Annotated in this window: 21 protein-coding genes and 1 pseudogene; 11 read left to right on the plus strand and 11 right to left on the minus strand. The window is 73.3% G+C overall.

Annotation, left to right across the window (positions count from 1 at the left end):
* Window positions 1-13: 13 nt before the first annotated feature.
* From V2W30_RS08535 to V2W30_RS08550, 5 genes and pseudogenes are all read left to right on the plus strand, one after another.
* Window positions 14-478, plus strand: coding sequence for a hypothetical protein (locus V2W30_RS08535; RefSeq protein WP_338694969.1), 465 nt, complete (start codon window positions 14-16; stop codon window positions 476-478).
* 4 nt (window positions 479-482) lie between these two features.
* Window positions 483-1,493 (plus strand): branched-chain amino acid ABC transporter permease, encoded by a 1,011-nt coding sequence (locus V2W30_RS08540; protein ID WP_338694971.1) that lies wholly within the window; start codon window positions 483-485, stop codon window positions 1,491-1,493.
* A 361-nt stretch (window positions 1,494-1,854) separates the two neighbouring features.
* Window positions 1,855-2,133, plus strand: a pseudogene (locus tag V2W30_RS41530) (ABC transporter permease subunit); the annotation flags it as partial.
* Window positions 2,091-3,296 carry an ABC transporter ATP-binding protein gene (locus V2W30_RS08545; protein WP_425244507.1) on the plus strand — a complete coding sequence of 402 codons (1,206 nt, stop codon included), beginning with the start codon at window positions 2,091-2,093 and terminating at the stop codon, window positions 3,294-3,296. The pseudogene V2W30_RS41530 and the gene V2W30_RS08545, both read left to right, overlap by 43 nt.
* Window positions 3,297-3,328: 32 nt before the next feature.
* The gene (locus V2W30_RS08550; protein ID WP_338703534.1) at window positions 3,329-4,000 is read left to right on the plus strand and encodes an ATP-binding cassette domain-containing protein; all 672 of its coding nucleotides are present in this window, start codon (window positions 3,329-3,331) and stop codon (window positions 3,998-4,000) included.
* Here V2W30_RS08550 and V2W30_RS08555 read toward each other — a convergent pair.
* Together V2W30_RS08555 and V2W30_RS08560 are read right to left on the minus strand one after the other, a co-directional pair.
* A complete protein-coding gene (locus V2W30_RS08555; RefSeq protein WP_338694973.1) occupies window positions 3,975-4,571 on the minus strand; it encodes a transglycosylase family protein in 597 nt (198 codons plus the stop codon). The genes V2W30_RS08550 and V2W30_RS08555 overlap by 26 nt on opposite strands.
* A 91-nt stretch (window positions 4,572-4,662) precedes the next feature.
* Window positions 4,663-5,280: a transglycosylase family protein gene (locus tag V2W30_RS08560; protein ID WP_425244508.1), complete on the minus strand. Its 618-nt coding sequence runs from the start codon at window positions 5,278-5,280 to the stop codon at window positions 4,663-4,665.
* A gap of 368 nt (window positions 5,281-5,648) precedes the next feature.
* Between V2W30_RS08560 and V2W30_RS08565 the strand changes: the two genes are divergently transcribed.
* Window positions 5,649-6,425: a hypothetical protein gene (locus tag V2W30_RS08565; protein ID WP_338694977.1), complete on the plus strand. Its 777-nt coding sequence runs from the start codon at window positions 5,649-5,651 to the stop codon at window positions 6,423-6,425.
* 184 nt (window positions 6,426-6,609) lie between these two features.
* Window positions 6,610-6,933: a hypothetical protein gene (locus V2W30_RS08570; RefSeq protein ID WP_338694979.1), complete on the plus strand. Its 324-nt coding sequence runs from the start codon at window positions 6,610-6,612 to the stop codon at window positions 6,931-6,933.
* A 28-nt stretch (window positions 6,934-6,961) separates the two neighbouring features.
* Here V2W30_RS08570 and der read toward each other — a convergent pair whose 3' ends face one another.
* From der to V2W30_RS08600, 6 genes are all read right to left on the minus strand, one after another.
* Complete coding sequence (der, locus tag V2W30_RS08575; RefSeq protein WP_338694982.1) at window positions 6,962-8,440, minus strand: ribosome biogenesis GTPase Der; 1,479 nt, start codon at window positions 8,438-8,440, stop codon at window positions 6,962-6,964.
* A 79-nt stretch (window positions 8,441-8,519) separates the two neighbouring features.
* A complete protein-coding gene (locus V2W30_RS08580; protein WP_338694984.1) occupies window positions 8,520-9,206 on the minus strand; it encodes a lysophospholipid acyltransferase family protein in 687 nt (228 codons plus the stop codon).
* Window positions 9,164-9,850: a (d)CMP kinase gene (cmk, locus tag V2W30_RS08585; protein WP_338694986.1), complete on the minus strand. Its 687-nt coding sequence runs from the start codon at window positions 9,848-9,850 to the stop codon at window positions 9,164-9,166. The genes V2W30_RS08580 and cmk overlap by 43 nt, the downstream gene beginning before the upstream one ends.
* Before the next feature lie 86 nt (window positions 9,851-9,936).
* Window positions 9,937-11,022, minus strand: a complete 1,086-nt coding sequence (locus V2W30_RS08590; protein ID WP_338694988.1) for a prephenate dehydrogenase — start codon at window positions 11,020-11,022, stop codon at window positions 9,937-9,939.
* On the minus strand, window positions 11,019-11,381 hold the full coding sequence (gene aroH, locus V2W30_RS08595) for a chorismate mutase (protein ID WP_338694990.1): 363 nt from the start codon (window positions 11,379-11,381) through the stop codon (window positions 11,019-11,021). The genes V2W30_RS08590 and aroH overlap by 4 nt, the downstream gene beginning before the upstream one ends.
* 140 nt (window positions 11,382-11,521) lie before the next feature.
* Window positions 11,522-11,968 (minus strand): YidB family protein, encoded by a 447-nt coding sequence (locus tag V2W30_RS08600; protein ID WP_338694992.1) that lies wholly within the window; start codon window positions 11,966-11,968, stop codon window positions 11,522-11,524.
* A 131-nt stretch (window positions 11,969-12,099) separates the two neighbouring features.
* On the opposite strand from V2W30_RS08600, the gene V2W30_RS08605 reads away from it, so the two are divergent.
* The 4 genes from V2W30_RS08605 to V2W30_RS08620 are packed head-to-tail and all read left to right on the plus strand — an operon-like array spanning window position 12,100 to window position 14,605.
* Entirely contained in the window at window positions 12,100-12,795 is a 696-nt protein-coding gene (locus V2W30_RS08605) for a hypothetical protein (RefSeq protein ID WP_338694994.1), read from the plus strand.
* 20 nt (window positions 12,796-12,815) lie between these two features.
* The gene (locus V2W30_RS08610; RefSeq protein WP_338694996.1) at window positions 12,816-13,400 is read left to right on the plus strand and encodes a DUF6529 family protein; all 585 of its coding nucleotides are present in this window, start codon (window positions 12,816-12,818) and stop codon (window positions 13,398-13,400) included.
* The gene (locus V2W30_RS08615) at window positions 13,397-13,879 is read left to right on the plus strand and encodes a Rieske (2Fe-2S) protein (protein ID WP_338694998.1); all 483 of its coding nucleotides are present in this window, start codon (window positions 13,397-13,399) and stop codon (window positions 13,877-13,879) included. The genes V2W30_RS08610 and V2W30_RS08615 overlap by 4 nt, the downstream gene beginning before the upstream one ends.
* 21 nt (window positions 13,880-13,900) lie before the next feature.
* Window positions 13,901-14,605, plus strand: coding sequence for a nucleotidyltransferase domain-containing protein (locus V2W30_RS08620; RefSeq protein WP_338695000.1), 705 nt, complete (start codon window positions 13,901-13,903; stop codon window positions 14,603-14,605).
* Here V2W30_RS08620 and V2W30_RS08625 read toward each other — a convergent pair.
* From V2W30_RS08625 to V2W30_RS08635, 3 genes are read right to left on the minus strand one after another with little or no spacing between them, the layout of a single operon-like run.
* The gene (locus tag V2W30_RS08625; RefSeq protein WP_338695002.1) at window positions 14,583-15,353 is read right to left on the minus strand and encodes a nucleotidyltransferase domain-containing protein; all 771 of its coding nucleotides are present in this window, start codon (window positions 15,351-15,353) and stop codon (window positions 14,583-14,585) included. The two genes, V2W30_RS08620 and V2W30_RS08625, sit on opposite strands and share 23 nt — an antisense overlap.
* Window positions 15,354-15,393: 40 nt before the next feature.
* A complete protein-coding gene (locus V2W30_RS08630) occupies window positions 15,394-16,410 on the minus strand; it encodes an ADP-ribosylglycohydrolase family protein (protein WP_338695004.1) in 1,017 nt (338 codons plus the stop codon).
* On the minus strand, window positions 16,407-17,144 hold the full coding sequence (locus tag V2W30_RS08635; RefSeq protein ID WP_338695006.1) for an NUDIX hydrolase: 738 nt from the start codon (window positions 17,142-17,144) through the stop codon (window positions 16,407-16,409). Before V2W30_RS08635 ends, V2W30_RS08630 begins: the two co-directional genes overlap by 4 nt.
* Window positions 17,145-17,240 lie beyond the last annotated feature (96 nt).

Consider the following 17,240-nt stretch of genomic DNA (forward strand, 5'->3'; position numbering starts at 1 on the left):
TGGGGAGCCATCGATGCGGACCGTCCGGCTACGTACCGTGCACCCTGTCCTGTGGGCGGGCCTCGCCGCTCTCACCGCGGGAGCGGTGCTGTGCGTGATCGGCTGGTACGGGATGTCCGGCGAGCGGTTCGCCGAGCGCCAACTGCCCTATCTCGCCTCGTGCACGGTGCCGGGCGCGGCCCTGATCGTCGCGGGCGCGGTACTCCTCACGTACGGCAGGAGCACCCTCGCGACCTCGCGGGTGACGGAGCTGTACGAGCTTCTGGTGGCGTCCGACACGCCAGGCGCGGCCGATCCCGGCCCGGGGCCCCTCGCCTCCAGCGGCGACCTCCTGATGGTCCCCGGCGGCACCCTGTGGCACCGCGCCGACTGTCCGCTCGTCGAGGGCAAGCCCCAGGCGGTGCCGGCCGACGCGGGCGCCATCGCGTCCGGCGGTCTGGGCCCGTGCCCCATCTGCGAGCCGCACGGCGAGAGGTGAGGCGGTGTCCCCACTCGCGTACGACCTCACGTACGACCTGACCCTCGCCGGCCTGTCCGTGGGCGCGGCGGCGGCGCTGACCGGGATCGGCCTCGTCGTCACCTACCGCGCGACGGGCGTGCTCAACTTCGCGCACGGGGCGATCGCGATGCTCTGCGCCTATCTGCTGCGGCAGTCGGTGGTGGTGTGGGGGTGGCCGACGTGGGCGGGCGCGGCGCTCGTGCTGTTCGTCGCGGCCCCGGCCCTCGGACTCGCCCTGGAGCGCTGGGTGTTCAGGTCGCTCGCCACGGCGGGCGCCGACCCGGCGCGCACCCTCGTCGCCTCCATCGGCGTGTTCGTTCTCCTCGTCGGGGCGGCGGCGCTGCTGTGGGGCACGGGCGCGCGGGAGGACGCGCCGACCCTCCTGTCGTCCGACCCGTGGGGGCAGCTGGCGGTGGTGGGCGCGCTCGGGGTCGCGGTGTGGGCGGTGACCCGGTGGACGCCGTTCGGCCGGCAGTTGCGGGCCGTCGTCGACAACCGTCCGCTCGCCGTGCTCGGCGGCATCGACGCGGACCGGGTCGCGGCGGCGGGCTGGGCGTTCGGCGCGTTCACCGCGGGTCTGACGGGCGTGCTGCTCGCCCCGTACGTGCGGCTCGACCCGTACGGTCTGCCGCTGCTCGTGATGGAGGTCGTCGCGGTGGCGGTGGCCGCGCGGATGCGGCTGCTCTCGGTGGCGATCGGGACGGCGCTGGCGATCGGGGTGGCGCAGAGCCAGTTGACGCGGCTGCATCCGGGCGGCCGGGCCGAGCCGCTGCTCCAGGCGGTCGGGGCGAACCTCTTCGTGGTGGCGCTGCTCGTCGCGGCGCTCGCGCTGCCGGGGATCGGCGGGAAGGGGCGCTGCCGCGCGCGGCGACCCGCCACGTGGTGCCCACGCCGCCGGGCGCCTGGCCGGTCGCGGGGGTCCTGTTCCTGCTGCCGCTGGGCTTCGCGGGCGGGGACCTTAGGACGTCGATCCAGGTTCCGGCGCTGGCCCTGATCCTGCTGTCGCTGGTGGTGGTGACGGGCCGGGCGGGACAACTGGCGCTCGGCCAGGGCGCCTTCGCGGGCCTCGGTGCGCTCTTCGCGTCGCTCCTGGCGCTGGGACGCTTCCCCGGCCTCCCCCCACTACCTGGTCTGACGGCTCTCCTGCTGGCGGTCCTGCTGGTCGCCCCGCTGGGGCTGCTCACCGCCGTGCCGGCGATCGGCCGCCACGGCCTCGCCCTGGCACTGGCCACGTTCGCGGTGGGCGTCGCAGTGAGCCGGTTCGTGTTCGCGCAGCCGTACGCGGCGTCGGGGCTCGCCCCGGACGCCCGGCGGGCTTCGGCGGCGACCGGGCGTACTACGTCCTCGAACTGGCGCTGCTCACGGCGGCCTTGGCCGTCGTCGCGGCGCTGCGCCGGGGCCGCACCGGACGCGCGCTCGCCGCCGTACGGGACCACGAGGCGGGGGCGTCGGCGGCCGGGGTCCCGGTGGCCGCGCTGAAGGTGGCGGCGTTCGTGGCGGGCGCGGGCCTCGCGGCGCTGGGCGGCGGCCTGCTCGCGTTCGGGCTGCGCTCCTTCGACCCGGGCGCGTACGACCCGGTGCGCGGCCTGCTGTGGTTCGCGACGATCGTGGTCCTCGGAGCGGACAGCCCGCTCGGCGCGCCGGCAGGGGCGGCACTCCTGGTGGGCCTCGACGCGGGAGCCAGGGGCGGTGTCGCGGCGGCGGTCGTGGGCATCCTCGCGGTCCTGGTGGGCCGCTTCCCACAAGGCCCGTACGAGGCGCTGCGGGGATTGTTCGTACGGAGCCGGGGGCGGGGGCGACTCACTGCGCGGGGGCTGCGGCGCGGGACCGGCTGCGCGGGGGCGGGGGTGGCGGGCTGCTCCTGGCCGGTGGAGAGCCCGAGAGTGAGGGTGGAGAACCCGAGAGTGAGGTCGGAGAACCCGAGAGTGAGGGTGACAGGCTGCCCCGGGCCGGTGGAGAACCCGATAGTGACGGGCTGCCCCGGGCCGGTGGAGAACCCGGGGACGGCGGACCGCCCCGGGCCGGTGGAGAACCCGAGAGTGACGGGCTGCCCCGGGCCGGTGGACCCCTCGTTCCCCCCGCTCCCCCTTCCCCCGCACCCCCAACCCTCACCGCCACCCACCTCACCGTCACCTACAACGGCCGTACCGTCCTGCACGACGTCGGCATCAGCGTCCCGGCCGGGCAGATCACGGCCGTCGTCGGACCCAACGGTGCCGGGAAGAGCACCCTGTTCCACTGCCTCGCCGGGACCCTGCGGCCCGACGCGGGCCGGGTGCGGTTCGGGGAGCGGGACATCACCGGGCTCCCCGCGCACGCCCGCACCCGGCTCGGCGTGGCCCGCACGTTCCAACAACTGGCCGTCTTCCCGTCGTTGACGATCGCCGAGAACATTCGCATCGGCGCCGAGCAGGGCCGCGTCCGCGACCCGGCGGCCGTTCCACGCCTGCTCAGACTGTTCGGTCTGCGGGGCGAGCGGCGCGCCGCCGATCTGCCGACGGGCATCCTGCGCCGGGTCGAACTGGCCCGTGCGCTGGCCGGCGATCCGCACGTCCTGCTGCTCGACGAACCCGCGGCGGGCCTGGACGCGTCCGAAGTCGCGCGGCTGGCAGTCCTGTTGACAGCCCTGGCCGCCGACGGCACGGCCGTGCTGGTCGTCGAGCACGACCTGGACCTGGTGGCGGGCCTCGCGGACACGGTCCACGTCCTGGCGGCGGGCGACGTCGTGTCGTCGGGGCGCCCGGAGACCGTACTGGACCGGCGAGACGAACCGAGCCGACGAGGGGCGGCGCCGTGACGACAGGCAGGAACAGCAAGCGCCGCCGCGGCATGGAACTGCGCGCCGCCCGCGTCCGCTACGGCCCCCTGGAAGCACTCCACGGCGTCACCCTCGCCGCCCCCGCGCACACGGTCACCGTGCTGCTCGGGCGCAACGGCTCGGGCCGCACCACCACCCTGCGGGCCCTCGCCGGGACCGTCCCGCTGACCGGCGGGGCCGTCGTCCGGGACGGCGTCGACATCACGCGTCACACCGCGCACGCCCGCGCCGCGGCGGGCCTGTGCTTCGTCCCCGACCGGCAGGCCGTCTTCGCCACGCTCAGCGTCGCCGAGAACCTCGAACTCGCCTCCCCTGAGCAGGACTTCGAGGCCGCCCTCGACGCGTACCCGGAGCTGCGCCCGCTCCTCGGCCGCCGCGCGGGCACCCTCTCCGGCGGCGAACAGCGCATGGTCGCTGTCTCCCGCGCGCTGCTGTCGCGGGCCCGCGTGATCCTGGTCGACGAGCCCACCCAGGGCATGTCCCCGCAGGTGGCGCGGCGCACGTACGCCCTGCTGCGCGGCCTGGACGCCTGCGTGGCCCTCGCCGAACAGCGACTGCCGCCCGGCCTGCGCACGGTCGGCGCGGGCGGGGCGGCGGTCGTGGTGTACGAACTCGGCCGCGGCACCGTGGTGTTCGCGGGAGAGGCGGCCGAGTGCGCTACGCCGTACGGGACTTCGGGATGAGCAGCATCGTCCCCACGTTCAGCCGGTCCGGGTGCGGCCCGATCATGTCCCGGTTGGCCTTGTAGAGGGCCTGCCAGCCCCCCTTCACCTTGAATCGGGCCGCGATCCCGGCGAGCGTGTCGCCGCGCCGCACCACGTGGATGCGGCCGTCGAGCCGGTACGCCTTCGAGCAGGTGGGCCAAGCCCGCCAGCCCTGGGTGCGCAGCACCTCCTTCGCGATCTCGATCTGCTGGGCGCGGGTCGCGAGGTCGGCCCGCGGCGCGTACGCGAGTCCGCCGTGCTCCTCCCAGGTCGACTGCGTGAACTGGAGCCCGCCGTAGAACGAGTTGCCGGTGTTGATGTGCCAGTCGCCGCTGCTCTCGCACTCGGCGAGGCAGGACCACGGCCACTGTTCGCGGGCGCAGTCGTACGGCTTGTAGGCGATGCTCCCCGGCCCGGAGGCCGGGGGCGGGGGCGGGACGGCGGACGCGGTGACCGGGACGAGCGCCAGGGCGAGCAGTGCGCCCAGCGGGCCCACCGCCCAGCGCCACGCCCCGGGCGGCTTCGGCGTCCCGGACATCAGCTTGCGCATCAGGTGCGTCGCGTCACGCTAGGCAGCGGGAACGGAGGCGCCTCCCGTGCCGCGCCGCACCGGCGGCGCCCCCACCCGGTCGGCGGACCGGCTACGGCAGGAGCAGCCGCTGCCCCGGCCTGATCAGGTCAGGGTCACCGCCGATCACCGCTGCGTTGACGGCGTACAGGCGCTTCCAGCGCACGCCGTGCGCCGCCGCGATGCCGCCGAGCGTGTCCCCGGAGCGGACGACGTAGCCGCCGCGCCGGGCCGATCCGCGGTCCGCGTGCCCCGAAGTGCGTTTCGGTGCCGTGGACTTGGGGGCCGTGGACTTGGGGGCCGTGGACCTGGGCGCCTGCGCGGCCGACGGAGCACCGCCGTACGCGCCGGCCCGGGCCGAGCAGGTGGGCCAGGCGCCCCAGCCCTGCGCGCGCTGCACCTTCGTGGCGACGGCGATCTGCTGCGCCTTTGACGCCCGGTCGGCCGTCGCGGCGTAGGCCCCTCCGCCGTACGCGCGCCAGGTCCGGGCGGAGAACTGGAGCCCGCCGTAGTAGCCGTTGCCGGTGTTGATGTGCCAGTTTCCGCCGCTCTCGCAGCGGGCGATGCGGTCCCAGACGCCGGCGTCCGCCGCGTGGGCGGTGCCGCCGAGGGCGAGGAGACCGAGCGGGGCGAGCAGAGCCGCCCCGGCGAATGCCGCTGTCGTTCGAGCCGTACGTGTCGGCACGGACATGAGATTCCCTCTCGTGGACTGCGAGTTGCAGACGGCGCTGGAATCTAGGCAGCTCACACGGCCCGCATCAACCAACTCCTTGTCACTCCAGGCCAGTTCGGCGTTACCCGTAGTAGCAACGAATTCAGGCCACCCACTTAATTGCCTGATTTCCTCATTTATCGACCAGGCATCCCGGCGATCTGTGACTCAGCTCACCTGTACAACTTGCTTGGAATCCCAACAAGTTGCCATGGAGTGACAGATTCCGGGCGGCATCTCACCGTCCGCTTCGGATGGGTGGATTCCGTTCGGTTCCGGGCGTGACTCCGGCCACAGATCACCCGTTGACCCTTCATCAGCACCCATCCGATCGTGAGGAGCCACCCGTGCCGCGCTTGCTCGACGTCAGTGACGACGTACGCGCCGAGATCGGCGACGACGAAGCCGACCGACTGCTCGCCGGGGAGAACGCCCCCGGCGGGTACGACTGCACGTCGTGCCGCACCCCGGGCGACCCGGAGCAGGAACGCACCAGCACGGTGCTGTTCGTCGGTGACGAGACCGCCGTCCTCGCCTTCGCCCACGCCGCCTGCCTGCCCTCGCAGGTCGTCCAGGTCGCCGAGGACCAGCTCCAGGGCGCCGTACGGTCCGTCTCGGGCGACTCTGGCGACTCGCCCGCCGCACCGGCCCAGGCCGTGCTCGGCGTGACCAGCGGTCTGGTCCTGCTCGGCGGCGAACTGCACCCGGCCCTGGTCGTGGAGCCGACGGGCCCCATCTCGCGCCCCGGCGCCGAGGCCGGCGGCGACGACTTCCTGCCGCTCCTGATCGAGCAGGGCTTCATGCCGCTCGCCGAGCTGACCGAGGCGCCGCGCACGCTGCCCGGCTGGTCGGTGCTGCTCGCCATGGGCCAGCTGCACGCGGTCCTCCAGCCCGGCACCGGCGGCGCGCCCTCCCAGGTCGCCTGGTGGCAGGCGCACCAGCCGCTCCAGGTCACGGAGGGCTGGCGGGCCGCGGCCAACAAGACGCACACCGTGCTCGTCTTCGCGGCCCCGGTCGACTCGATCGGCCGTCAGCCCCGCGAGGACCTGCTCCGCGACGCGCTCGACAAGGCCGCGGCGAACGGCCGCCTGGTCGCGGCGGCGATGCCGCTCGCCGGTACCTGAGCCGTAGCAGAACCCGTCCCCGGACCCCCACGAATGCGCCGGTCACACTCCTGACGCCCCGCAAAAGCCGAGGCCAAGGGCGCATCCGTCGGGGGTCCGGGTCGTTGGCACATACGTGCACACATACGACCCCACCTCATCCTCCGCAGGGCGGCGACAGCCCTACCCGCACCACATCCCGTCGATGCGTCCGGCGGAGGAGCAGCCGGCCCCCCGGTCGGCCACCCCGATCTACGACGCGCTGTACGCGGAGTACCGCCGGTCGTTCCGGTCCCTGCCCGGCGACCGCACCGGCGAGGAGGACCTGGGGTTCACGGCGTTCGGAGCGGGCTCGTACGGAACGCGGCAGCACGGCACCCCGTACTACCCGACGGCCCAGCACCACTGGAACACCCAGCACACCCAGCACACGCCGTACGCGCAGCACACACAGACGTCCGGGCGGCAGCACGGCCAGGGAAGTCACTTCCCCGCCGCGCTGCCGCCCGGTCCGCGCCACGAGCTCTGAGCCCGTGGCCTCGTCTCCGTAGCCGCTGCTACTTCTTCTTGCCGCGCTTCTCGCGCACCCGCACCGAAATGTGGATCGGCGTCCCCTCGAAACCGAACTCCTCGCGCAGACGCCGCTCCACGTACCGGCGGTAGCCGTGCTCGATGAAGCCGGAGGCGAAGAGCACGAAGCGCGGCGGCTTGGTGCCGGCCTGCGTGCCGAAGAGGATGCGGGGCTGCTTGCCGCCGCGCACCGGGTGCGGGTGGGAGGCGACGAGCTCGCCGAGGAAGGCGTTGAGCCGACCGGTCGGGACGCGCGTCTCCCAGCCCGCGATGGCCGTCTCGATCGCGGGGACCAGCTTCTCCATGTGACGGCCGGTACGCGCCGACACGTTCACCCGGGGCGCCCACGCGATCTGCGCGAGCTCGGTCTCGATCTCGCGCTCCAGGTAGTAGCGACGCTCCTCGTCGAGGGTGTCCCACTTGTTGTACGCGACGACGATCGCGCGGCCCGCCTCGACCGCCATCGTCACGATCCGCTGGTCCTGGATCGAGATCGACTCGGAGGAGTCGATCAGGATGACCGCGACCTCCGCCTTCTCGACGGCGGCGGCGGTGCGCAGGGAGGCGTAGTAGTCGGCGCCCTGCTGGAGGTGGACGCGCTTGCGGATGCCCGCCGTGTCGACGAACTTCCAGGTGACGCCGCCGAGTTCGATCAGCTCGTCGACCGGGTCGCGGGTGGTGCCCGCCAGCTCGTTGACGACGACGCGATCCTCGTTGGCGACCTTGTTCAGGAGCGAGGACTTGCCGACGTTCGGGCGGCCGATCAGGGCGATGCGGCGCGGGCCGCCGACGGCCGTGCCGAAGGTCTGCGGCGGCGCCTCGGGCAGCGCCTCGATGACCGCGTCCAGCATGTCGCCGGTGCCGCGGCCGTGCAGCGAGGAGACCGGGTGCGGCTCGCCGATGCCGAGCGACCACAAGGCGGTGGCGTCGGCCTCGCCGGACGGGCCGTCGACCTTGTTGGCGCAGAGCACGACGGGCTTGTTGGCCTTGCGCAGCAGCCGGACGACCGCCTGGTCGGTGTCGGTGACGCCGACCGTGGAGTCGACGACGAAGACGACGGCGTCGGCGGTCTCGATCGCGTACTCGGCCTGCGCGGCCACCGACGCGTCGATGCCGAGCACGTCCTGCTCCCAGCCGCCCGTGTCGACGACCTTGAAGCGGCGGCCCGCCCACTCGGCCTCGTAGGTGACGCGGTCGCGGGTGACGCCCGGCTTGTCCTCGACGACGGCCTCGCGGCGGCCGATGATGCGGTTCACCAGGGTCGACTTGCCGACGTTCGGGCGGCCGACGACGGCGAGGACGGGCAGCGGACCGTGGCCCGCCTCCTCGATGGCGCCCTCGACGTCCTCGACGTCGAAGCCCTCTTCGGCGGCGAGCTCCATGAACTGCGCGTACTCGGCGTCGCCAAGCGCCCCGTGGTCGTGCTCGGCGAAGCCGTCGCCCTCGGGCTGGTTCTGGTCGTTCATGAAGTCCGTACCTCGTCGTTCATTCGTGGTGATCGGTGCGCGTACCCACGCGAGGTGCGCGCACTACTGAAAGTCTCGCTCAGCGCCCGGTCAGGCGCCTGGCGTCGGCCAGGTGGGCGGTGAGCCGCTCCTGGATGCGCACGGTCGCCTCGTCGAGGGCCGTGCGCGTACGCCGTCCACTGCCGTCGCCCGCCTCGAAGGGATCGCCGAACACGACGTCGACCCGGCTCCTGAGCGGGGGCAGCCCCTTTATCAACCGTCCGTGCTTCTCCGTGCTTCCCAGGACCGCCACCGGGACGATCGGGGCGCCGGAGCGCACCGCGAAGTACGACAGGCCGGCCCGCAGCGAGGCGAAGTCGCCCTCGCCGCGCGTCCCCTCGGGGAAGATGCCGAGCACGCCGCCGTCGGCGAGGACCCCGAGCGCCCGCGTGATGGCCGTCCGGTCCGCGGTGGAGCGGTCGACCTTCACCTGCCCGATCCCTTCCAGGAACGGGCCGAGCGGTCCGACGAACGCCTCCTGCTTGATCAGGAAGTGCGTCGGCCGCGGGGCGACGCCCATGACCATGGGGCCGTCGATGTTGTGGGAGTGGTTCACGGCGAAGATCACCGGGCCGGCGGCGGGCACCCGCCACGACCCGAGCACGCGCGGCTTCCACAGCCCGTACATGAGGCCGACGCCGATGCGCCGTCCGACCTCGGCGCCCCGCTCGGAGGGAGCCTCGCTCACTTGGAGGCCCGCTTCTCCTCGACGAGGGTCACGACGCACTCGATGACCTGCTGCAACGTGAGCTCGGTGGTGTCGACCTCGACGGCGTCGTCGGCCTTGGCCAGCGGCGACGTCTTGCGGCTCGAGTCGGCCTGGTCGCGCTTGATCAGGGCCTCCTGCGTGGCCTTGACGTCGGCGCCCTTCAGCTCACCGGAGCGGCGGGCGGCGCGGGCCTCCGGCGACGCGGTGAGGAAGATCTTCAGGTCGGCGTCGGGCAGCACGGTCGTACCGATGTCACGGCCCTCGACGACGATGCCCTTCTCGGCACCCCGCGCGATGGCGCGCTGCAACTCGGTGATCCGGGCGCGCACCTCGGGGACGGCGCTGACGGCGCTGACCTTGGAGGTGACCTCGGTGGTGCGGATGGGGCCCGCGACATCCGTGCCGTCCACCGTGATGGTGGGGGCGGACGGGTCGGTGCCCGAGACGATCTCGGCCTTGTCGGCCACCGCGGCGATGGCGGACGGGTCGGTCAGGTCTATGCCGTTGTGCACCATCCACCAGGTGATCGCCCGGTACTGGGCGCCGGTGTCCAGGTAGCTCAGGCCGAGCTGCGCGGCGACAGCCTTGGAGGTGCTCGACTTGCCCGTGCCGGAGGGTCCGTCGATGGCGACGATCACTGCTGCCGGGGCGGCGGTTTCCACGGTGACGGGCACCTTTCTGAGTACACGGGGCAGGGGCGGGACGCAAAAGCGCCCCGCACAAGGTTACCGGCCCCCGCGAGCGCGTCTTACTGCCGCATGGCCCAGCCGCGCTCGCGCAGGGCGGCGGCCAGCTTGGGCGCGGCCGAGGGCTGCACCATGAGCTGGATGAAACCGGCCTGCTGCCCGGTCGCGTGCTCGATCCGTACGTCCTCGATGTTGACGCCGACGGCGCCCGCGTCGGCGAAGATGCGGGCCAGCTCGCCGGGCTGGTCGGAGATGAGCACGGCCACGGCCTCGTACGCCGCCGGAGCCGTCCCGTGCTTGCCGGGGACCCGGGACTGGCCCGCGTTGCCGCGCCGCAGCATCGTCTCGACGCCGTCGGCGCCCTCGCGGCGCTTGGCGTCGTCGGAGGACTGGAGGGAGCGCAGCGCCCGCACCGTCTCCTCCAGGTCGCCGGCGACCGCGGAGAGCAGGTCGGCGACGGGTCCCGGGTTCGCGGAGAGGATGTCGATCCACATCCGCGGGTCGGAGGCGGCGATCCGGGTCACGTCGCGGATGCCCTGGCCGCACAGTCGTACGGCGGTCTCCTCGGCGTTCTCCAGACGGGCCGCGACCATGCTGGAGACCAGGTGCGGCATGTGCGAGACGAGGGCGACGGCCCGGTCGTGGGCGTCGGCGTCCATGACGACCGGCACCGCGCGGCAGAGCGCGACCAGTTCCAGGGCGAGGTTGAGCACCTCGGTGTCGGTGTCCCGGGTCGGCGTGAGCACCCAGGGGCGGCCCTCGAAGAGGTCGGCGGTCGCGGCGAGCGGGCCGCTGCGCTCCCGGCCGCTCATCGGATGCGTACCGATGTACGGGGTGAGGTCGAGGCCGAGCGCTTCGAGCTCGCGGCGCGGGCCGCCCTTGACGCTCGCCACGTCGAGGTAGGCGCGGGCCAGACCCCGGCGCATGGCGTCGGCGAGCGAGGCGGCCACGTGCGCGGGCGGCACCGCGACGACGCACAGGTCGACGGTCCCCTCCGGCGGCTCGGCGGTGCCCGCGCCCAGCGCGGCCGCGGTGCGGGCCTGCTGCGGGTCGTGGTCGGCGAGGTGCACGGTGACGCCGCGCGAGGCGAGGGCCAGGGCGGCGGAGGTGCCGATCAGGCCGGTGCCGATGACGAGTGCGGTTCTCACTGGGCGATGTCCTTGCGCAGGGCGGCCGCGGCGCCGAGGTAGACGTGCGCCACCTCGGAGCGGGGCAGCTCGGTCTCGACGTGGGCGAGGAGGCGGACGACGCGCGGCATGGCCCCGGCGATGTCGAGCTCCTGGGCACAGATCAGGGGGACGTCCACGATGCCGAGCTTGCGGGCGGCGGCCGCCGGGAAGTCGGAGTGCAGGTCGGGCGTCGCCGTGAACCATATGGAGATCAGGTCGTCGTGGGTCAGCCCGTTCCGCTCGATGACGGCGGTGAGCAGCTCGCTGACCTGCTCGTCCATGTGCCCGGCCTCGTCCCGCTCCAGCTGGACGGCGCCCCGCACCGCTCGTACCGCCACGGTGTCACTCCTTGATCATGTCCGTACGTTCTGCCGCTCTCCAGCGTAGTTGGGGGCGTACGCACGGGTGCGCGGCGCCCGCCTGCCGAGACGGTCGCCGCGCGTCCGCTGCCGCGGAAGGTCGGGCTCGGGAACGGCCCTCAGAGCTTCTGCTCCCTGATGAGGTCCTCCAGGGAGCCGGACGACGGGACCTGCCCCTCCGGCGTCAGTTGGTCGACGACCTGCGGGAGCTGCTGCGCGACCTGCGCGGCGGCCTCGTCGCGGCTGACGCCCGCCTGCGCCGCGACCTGGTCGAGGGTCTCGTCGGGCACTGCCTGCTTGACCTGCTCGGGGCTGAGTGGCTGGTTGTCGCCCTTGCCGACCCACGAGTCCAGCTGCTCCTGGTTGACCAGGCCGGACTTCGTGATCATGTCCATCAGGCCGCCGAGGGGGTTGGAGCCGCTGCCGCCGCTCGCGCCGCCGGACCCGCCCCCCATCAGGCCGCCGAGCAGCGCGCCGAGAATGTTGCCGCTGCCGCCGGTCGAGCCGCTCTGGCCGCCTCCGCCGAGAAGGCCGCCGAGGAGGCTGCCGAGGTCGTTACCCGCCATGGTTCCGCGCCTTTCGGGACATCAGGGAAACCCGGACCGCCTCAATGTCACCCGAACCGCCCCCTGTCGCCACTCGGCCGGAGATGCTTGCATAGAAGCGGCACCGCCGCCGCCTCGGGGGAGGCTCGACCATGAAGCGTTCCGGACCCCTGTTCACGCTGTTCGCAGGACTGGTCCTCGGCCTGTTCATGCTGTCGCTCAACGCGACGACCGGCGAGGGCACCACTTCGTACGGGAAGGACGGGCAGGAACCGGCGGCCTCGGTCACGCCCTCCCCCTCCGCGTCGCCCTCGAAGGCGAGCCCGTCGTCGAGCCCCTCGGGGAGCGCCTCGGCGAGTCCCGGCCCGACGCGGACCGCGGACCGCCCGAAGACCAGCTACGCGGGCCGCACGGACGACGACACCTCGGCCGTCTCGGTCTCCGTGAACGGCGACAAGGCGATCGCGTACTTCTGCGACGGTCGCACCAAGGAGTCCTGGCTGAAGGGGAACGTCGAGGACGACGGCTCCATGAAGCTCAGCGGCAAGCACGGCGCGAAGCTGGAGGGCCGGCTCGCGAACGACCGGATCCGCGGCACCGTCGAGATCGACCGGCATCCGTACGGGTTCACGGCGAAGAAGGCCGTCAAGCCGTCCGGTCTGTACCGGGCGACCACCGAGGTGCGCGGCGCGAAGGTCGACGGCGGCTGGATCGTGCTGCCCGACGGCCGTCAGGTCGGCATCGTGCGCCGCGACGACGAGCCGTCGGCCGCGCCGCCCATCGACCCGGAGACCGGGACCGTCACGGTCGACGGCGAGCAGCTGACCGCGCGCCCCGTCGTCCCCTGACCGCCCGAGAAGGGGTTCTCATGACCGTCGATCCGAACGCCGCCACGCAGAGTTTCCCCGGCGCCGACCCCGATCACCGCCGCCCGGGAGCGGCCCGCTTCCTGGTGCCCGCGCTCGTCGCGGCCGTGGTGGCGGTCGGGCTCGGCGCGTACGGCAAGGTCCACGACCCGCAGGGCACGGCGTTCAACATCGCCGGGTTCTCCAGTACGAGCGCGGTCAAGTCGTGGCTGGCGACGGTGGCCTTCGCCTTCGCGCTCGTCCAGATCGTCTCGGCCTTCATGGTCTACGGGAAGCTGCGCGGCCCGTCGTGGGCGCCGGCCCTGCACCGCTGGTCGGGCCGGATCGCGTTCCTCGTCGCGGTGCCGGTGGCGGTGCACTGCCTGTACGCGCTCGGCTATCAGACCTACTCGACGCGCGTGATGTGGCACTCGTTCCTCGGCTGCTTCTTCTTCGGCGCGTTCAGCGCCAAGATGCTGCTGCTGCGCACGCAGCGGCTGCCGGGCTGGCTCCTGCCGCTGGTCGGCGGCCTGGCCTTCGCGGTGCTCACCCTCCTGTGGCTGACGTCGGCGCTGTGGTTCTTCCGGACGGTGGGGGTCACGACATGAGGTCACCGGGGCGCAGGAGCGTGCTCGTCGCGGGGGCGGCGGCGCTCGCCGCGGGGTGCAGCAAGTACGGCGACGAGGGCGGCGGGGGCGAGCAGGAGCAGCCCGAGCCGCAGCCGTCGACGACCGGCTCGCCGACCGGCGGGACGCCGGGCGGCGGCACTCCGGAGTCGGGGTCCGCACAGCCGCCCGCGGCCGACGAACTGGCGAAGACCTCCGACATACCGGTCGGCGGCGGCAAGGTCTTCGCCGACAAGAAGGTCGTGGTGACACAGCCCGCCCAGGGTGACTTCAAGGCGTTCTCGGCGATCTGCACGCACGCGGGCTGCACGGTCCGCGAGGTGTCGGGCGGCACGATCAACTGCCCCTGCCACGGCTCGAAGTACACGATCGCGGACGCGACGGTGGCGGGCGGCCCGGCGCCGCGCCCGCTGGAGAAGCGGCGGATCGAGGTCACCGGAAATTCGATCACGCTCGCCTGACCGGCGCCCTACGCTCACCGGATGGACCACGAAGACGCCGCCCTGGTGCGCGACCACACGATCTACAGCTGTGTCATGGGCTCGCGCGCCTTCGGCCTGGCGACGGACGCGAGCGACACCGACCGGCGCGGTGTGTACGTGGCGCCGACCCCGCTGTTCTGGCGCTTCGACAAGCCGCCGACGCACGTCGAGGGCCCGGCCGACGAGCAGTTCTCCTGGGAGCTGGAGCGCTTTTGCGAGCTGGCGCTGCGGGCCAATCCGAACATCCTGGAGTGCCTGCACTCGCCGCTCGTCGAGCGGGTCACGGACACCGGGCGTGAACTCCTCGACCTGCGCGGCGCGTTCCTGTCCCGCCAGGCGCACTCCACGTTCGCCCGGTACGCGGACGGCCAGCGCAAGAAGCTGGAGGCCGACGTCCGCACGCACGGCGCCCCGCGCTGGAAGCACGCGATGCATCTGCTGCGGCTGCTCCTGTCGTGCCGCGATCTGCTGCGCACGGGCACGCTGACGATCGACGTGGGCGAGGACAGGGAGTCGCTGCTCGCGGTGAAGCGGGGCGAGGTGCCGTGGCCGGAGGTGGACCGCCGCATGACCCGGCTGGCGGCCGAGGCGGCGGAGGCGGCGTCGCGCACCCCGCTCCCCGAGGAGCCGGACCGCGCGCGGGTCGAGGAGTTCCTGGTCCGCACCCGCAGGGCCTCGGCGCTCAGCGCCCCAGCCGCACCCTGACCACGAGATCGTCCAGCGCGTCGTGCGCGGTGGCGGCTTCCGGCAGCTCCGACCCGGCCTGCGCGGCGTCCAGCACGGTGTGCAGCCTTTCGATGTCGGCGGCCACCCGCTCGTGCTCCACCTCGGCGGCGCCGTGCTCCGCGGCCGCCTTCGCCTCGATCAGCTCCGGCAGATACCCGGGCGCGACATCGCCCGACTCGCCCAGCAGCGTGGGCAGATGAGCCTGCACCTCGCCGCTGCGCATCAGATGGATCCCGGTGAGCAGCACGCGGAAGGTGTACAGGAGCGGCTTGAGCTCACGCGTCCGCTCGTACAGCCGCCACTGCGTCCCGGCGAACCCGCGGTAGTGGTGGGCGTGGTGCCGCGTGAGGACACCGGGCGCGAGGGCGGTCAGCTCGGCGTGCGCGTCCGTGCTGTGCACGACGAGCGGGGACAGCAGTTGTTCCAGGACGTATCCGTTGCGCCGCAGCATGAGGCGGACGAACTTCCGGAGGTCGTGCGTGACGAGGTCGAGCTCGACCCCGTCCGTCTCCCACATCCGCGACCGCGTCTCCCGCGGTTCGCGCAGCCCCACGAGCGCCGCGGCGGGCAGCAGGTGGACGCCGCGCAGATCGACGTCGGAGTCGCGGGACGGAAAGCCGTACAGGTGCGCGCCGGAGACGGTGGCGAACAGGAGCGGGTCGGGTTCGGCGGCCACGACGGACGTCAGGTCCACGGTGACAGGCAGCCCGGCGTCGGCGATCAGCATGCCCCCATGCTCGCCGAACACCGCGCCGCGCCCCACCGAATTACCGTCCGGCCGTGTCCCACTGCGCACCGAACCCGAGCAGTTCGTCCCGGTGCTCGACGCGCTCCACCCACGCGGCCGGCCAGGCGTCCGCCCCGAGCCGTGCCCCCGCGAACGCCCCGGCCAGGCACGCGATCGAGTCGGAGTCGCCGGAGGTGCAGGCGGCCCGGCGCAGCGCGAGGAGCGGCTCGTCGACGAAGAGGAGGAAGCACAACAGGCCGGTGGCGAGGGCCTCTTCGGCGATCCAGCCCTCACCGGTGGCGAGGCAGGGGTCGACCTCCGGGTTGATGTGGCGCAGGGCTGCCTCCAGGCGTTCGAGGACCTCGAGGCAGTCGTCCCAGCCGCGCGCGATGAAGTGCTCGGGGCTCGGGTCCTGGGACCGCCGCCACAGGTCACCGAGCCAGTGCTCGCGGTACAGGGTGCGGCTCTCCAGCGCGTACGACCGCAGCTGTCCCACGAGTCCGGTCGGCTCGGTGCCTCGCGCGAGGAGATGCACGGCCCGCGCCGTGAGGTCGCTCGCCGCGAGCCCTGTGGGGTGCCCGTGGGTGAGCGCGGCCTGCAACTGCGCGGCCCCCGACCGCTGTTCCTCGGTCAGACCGGGCACGAGCCCGAGCGGCGCGACCCGCATGTTGGCGCCGCAGCCCTTGGAGTGGATCTGGCTGGCGTCCTGCCAGGGGCGGTCGCTGTCGAGCCGCTGGCAGGCGACCAGGCAGGTGCGCCCGGGTGCCCGGTTGTTCTCCGGCGAGTGGAACCAGTCGACGAACTCCTCGCGCAGCGGCCGCTCGAACCGCTTCGGCCCGAGCGACCCGCGCTCCATGCCGGTGCGCAGCCCCCGCGCCACGGCGAGCGTCATCTGGGTGTCGTCGGTGATGTACGCGACGGGGCCGGGCAGTTCCATCTCCCGCCAGGGGCCGCACTTGGCGAGGATCGACGGTACGTCGTTGAACTCCGTCGGGAATCCGAGCGCGTCCCCGAGGGCGAGTCCGAGCAGCGCTCCGGTGGCGGCGGTCTTCGTCATGGACGGGTCCCTTCCGAGGGTTCGGGTGCGGGCCGCAGCAGCGGCGGGTGGAGCGAGACGGCGCCGCCGGCCCGGTACAGCGCCGCGGGCTTCCCGCGGCCTCCGGTCAGCCGGGACGCGCCGGGGATCTGCTCGACGAATCCGGGCGTCGCGAGCACCTTGCGGCGGAAGTTCGCGGGGTCGAGCTCGGTCCCCCACACGACCTCGTAGACCTGCCGCAGCTCGCCGAGCGTGAACTCGGGCGGGCAGAACGCGGTGGCGAGGCAGGTGTACTCGAGCTTGCCGCCGACCCGGTCGTGGGCGTCGGAGAGGATCCGGTCGTGGTCGAAGGCGAGCGGCCCGTACGCCGTCGATCCGTACGGCAGCCAGGCGGCCCGCGCCGCGTCGCTGCCGCCGCTGACCTCGGGCGGATCGGGCACCAGCGCGGCGAACGCCACGGAGACGACCCGCATCCGCGGGTCGCGGTCCGGTTCGCTGTACGTGCGCAGCTGCTCCAGGTGCAGCCGTCCGTCGACGTCACCGAACCCGGTCTCCTCGGCGAGCTCCCGCCGCGCCGCCGTCTCGGCCGCCTCGTCGGGCTGCACGAAGCCGCCGGGCAGTGCCCAGCGGCCGGCGTACGGCTCCTGTCCGCGCTCGACGAGCAGGACGCGCAGGGCGCCCGCGCGGACGGTGAACACGGCGAGGTCGACGGTGACGGCGAAGGGCTCGTAGGCGTGCTTGTCGTATCCCTGCATGACCGACCCCTCTCTTTAGCGTCTAGTTGACTATAAAGAGGGGGGCGGGCTCACGCAAGGGGCATGCCACTGGGCGCACGAGGTCCTGGAGGTCCA

Source organism: Streptomyces sp. Q6, assembly GCF_036967205.1.
Lineage (GTDB): Bacteria > Actinomycetota > Actinomycetes > Streptomycetales > Streptomycetaceae > Streptomyces > Streptomyces citrinus.